Genomic DNA, 2,622 nt, shown 5'->3' on the forward strand with positions numbered 1-2,622 from the left:
TGCAGATTCCGACGCGACCGGCCGGGTAATCCAATAATTAACCGGCCACTGTTCCGAGAATTAACCGGTCGGGATTCCGAGAATTATCCGGCCAGGGCGGGCGTTGGTTCTGGGTCGTGTTTCTGGATGTCGTGATTGGTGCTTCCGGTCAAGCCGGAGCCGCTGCGGGCGGCTCCGGTTGGCGCTTTCTCAGGCTCTCGCCGGCGAGTTCGATGCGATAGGCGTTGTGGGCGATGCGATCCATGATCGCGTCGGCGATGGTGGGGTTCCCGATAATTTCGTACCAGCGATCCACGGGGATTTGGCTGGTGATGATGGTGGCACGACGCTCGTAGCGATCCTCGGTGAGTTCGAGGAGGTCGCGTCGCTGTGCGTCGTCGAGCTTCTCCGGCCCCCAATCATCGATGATCAGGAGTTCGACCCTGGCGAGGGCCTTGAGCAGGCGGGCGTAACGGCCCTCGTCACGGGCCTGGGCCAGGGTGGCGAAGAGCCTGGGCGCGCGATGGTAGGCGACGGAGACATCGTCACGGCAGGCCTTTTGCCCCAGCGCGCAGGCGAGCCAACTCTTGCCGACACCGGCCGGGCCGGTGATCAGCAAGCTGCGATGCTGGCGGATCCAGTCGCCGCCGGCGAGGCTGAGGAAGAGCCCGCGGTCGAGGCCGCGCGACGCCTTGAAGTCGACATCCTCGATGCTGGCGTTGTGGCGCAGCGCGGCGGCGCGAGCGCGGTTCTCGAAGCGCTTCTGACGGCGCGTCGTGCTCTCGCGTTCGAGCAGGAGGGCGAGCCAGTCGGCGTGTTCGAGGGCGCGGCTTTCGGGCTGGGCCTGGAGCTCCTGGAAGCCTTTGGCCATACCGTGCAGTCCGAGCTCGGCGAGCAAGCCCATGGTGGGATGGATCAACATGCTGTCTCCTGATCAGTGGAAGTAGCCGGGGCCGCGCAGATTGCTGTGCTCGATGATGGCGGCGGGTTCGGTGGTGGTCCTGGCCGCTGCCGCGGCCTGCCTGACGGCAATGGCGGCGACAGCGCGGTAGGCGAACGCGCCGATCTCGAGGGCGCGGGCGGAGACGGCTTCGGCCTGGGACGGCCTGAGATCGCGGAACAGCCGCAGCACGCCGAGACAGGTTCTGAAGCCGTGCTCGGGATGCGGCCGGTTGGCCAGGATGGCGATGACCAGTCCTTCCGTGCTCGGGCCGACCGTCGCGGCCCAGCGCCGGAGCCGTTCCGGGCTCCAGTCGGCGTAGCGCCGGTGGGAGCTCGGCATGTGATCGGGGTTGGTGCCGTGCCGGCGGCCGCCATAGCGACGCTGGTGCGCGGCGACCCGCTGGCCACGATGGAAGACCTCGATCGTCCGGCTGGTGGCCCGCAGATCGACCTGCTCCCGGATCAGGCCGTGGGGAACGGAGTAGAAATAGCCGTCATACTCGACGTGGTAATCGACGCCGGCGCGGGCCAGGCGCCACTCGGCGAACTCGTAATCCTCGGGCAGCGCCGCCAGGGCCGGCCGCTCGACGGTCTCGAACAGATGGCGGCGGGTCACGCCGAGGCGCCGGATGACATGGTCGTTGATCCGGTCGACGGCGCCGCGGATCGCGGCATTGGCCTCGGCCAGCGAGAAGAAGGTCTGGTTGCGCAAGCGGCCCAGGATGGCGCTCTGCGCGAACCGAACGCCGTTCTCGACCTTCGCCTTGTCACGCGGCTTGCGCGGCCGCGCCGGCAAGACGCCGACGCCGTAGTGCGAGGCCATCATGCCATAGCTGCGGTTGAGCTCCGGATCGTAGAACGAGGCCTTGTTGACCCCGGCCTTCAGATTGTCCGGCACGATCAGGCGTGGGACGCCATCGAAAAACCGGAACATGCGCACATGCGAGCCGATCCAGTCCGGCAGTCCTTGAGTCCAGCTCGCTTCGGCGAAGGTGAAGTTCGAGGCGCCGAGCACGCCGACGAAAATCTCGGCCTCCCGGATGATGCCGGTCCGGGCATCGACGATGCCGAGCTTCTTGCCGGAATAGTCGACGAACACCTTGTCGCCGGCGACGTGCTCCTGCCGCATCGTCGGCGACAGCCGGCGCTGGAAGCCGCGCAGGAGGTCGCAGAACCTCGAGTAACCGTAGCCCTGCGGGTGGATGGTGCGATACTCTTCCCACAGGATCGCCATCGTCACGCCGGGCTTCTTCAGCTCGACGATCAGTTCGCTCCAGTTCGGCTCGACCCGCCGCCGCTGACCGCTCTTCGCCCCGGATCGCGCGAAAAGCCTGCCGGCAAGGGCGTCGTCCGTCAGCTCCGCCGGCAGCGGCCAGGTCAACCCGGCCTGGGCCGCGCGCCCGAGGTTCTCCTGAACGGTGCTGCGGGCAATCCCCAGCACCCGACCGATCTCGCGGGCGCTCACCCCGCCATATGCAAGCCGCAGCATCTGCCGCAGTTCTCTCATCGTCAGCTTCCTCTTCGTCGGCATCACAGGCTCCGTCTCGGGTGAAACGGAAATCCTGATGCCTGAGTGGCTGACCCAGAGCGCTCATACCCCCGGCTGGTGGCCGGTCATTAATCGGAATGGTGGCCGGAGAATTATCGGAATCCCGGCCGGTCAATTATCGGAATGATGGCCGGTCGGAATCGGAATCCGCA

General features: G+C 66.7%; 2 protein-coding genes. Both read right to left on the reverse strand.

Annotation, left to right across the window (positions count from 1 at the left end; translation table 11 throughout):
• Window positions 1-148: 148 nt before the first annotated feature.
• Window positions 149-901 (reverse strand): IS21-like element helper ATPase IstB, encoded by a 753-nt coding sequence (gene istB, locus AX750_RS03740; protein WP_066720698.1) that lies wholly within the window; start codon window positions 899-901, stop codon window positions 149-151.
• Window positions 902-913: 12 nt separating this feature from the next.
• Window positions 914-2,452 carry an IS21 family transposase gene (gene istA, locus AX750_RS03745; RefSeq protein WP_067253527.1) on the reverse strand — a complete coding sequence of 513 codons (1,539 nt, stop codon included), beginning with the start codon at window positions 2,450-2,452 and terminating at the stop codon, window positions 914-916.
• Window positions 2,453-2,622 lie beyond the last annotated feature (170 nt).

The sequence above is a fragment of the Methylobacterium sp. CCH7-A2 genome (assembly GCF_001557075.1).
GTDB classification, from domain to species: domain Bacteria; phylum Pseudomonadota; class Alphaproteobacteria; order Rhizobiales; family Beijerinckiaceae; genus Allobosea; species Allobosea massiliensis.

Excerpts from the sequence above, each read along its gene's own strand:
- istB (WP_066720698.1), bottom strand. The coding sequence starts at position 901 with ATGTTGATCCATCCCACCATGGGCTTGCTCGCCGAGCTCGGACTGCAC.
- istA (WP_067253527.1), bottom strand. The coding sequence starts at position 2,452 with ATGCCGACGAAGAGGAAGCTGACGATGAGAGAACTGCGGCAGATGCTG.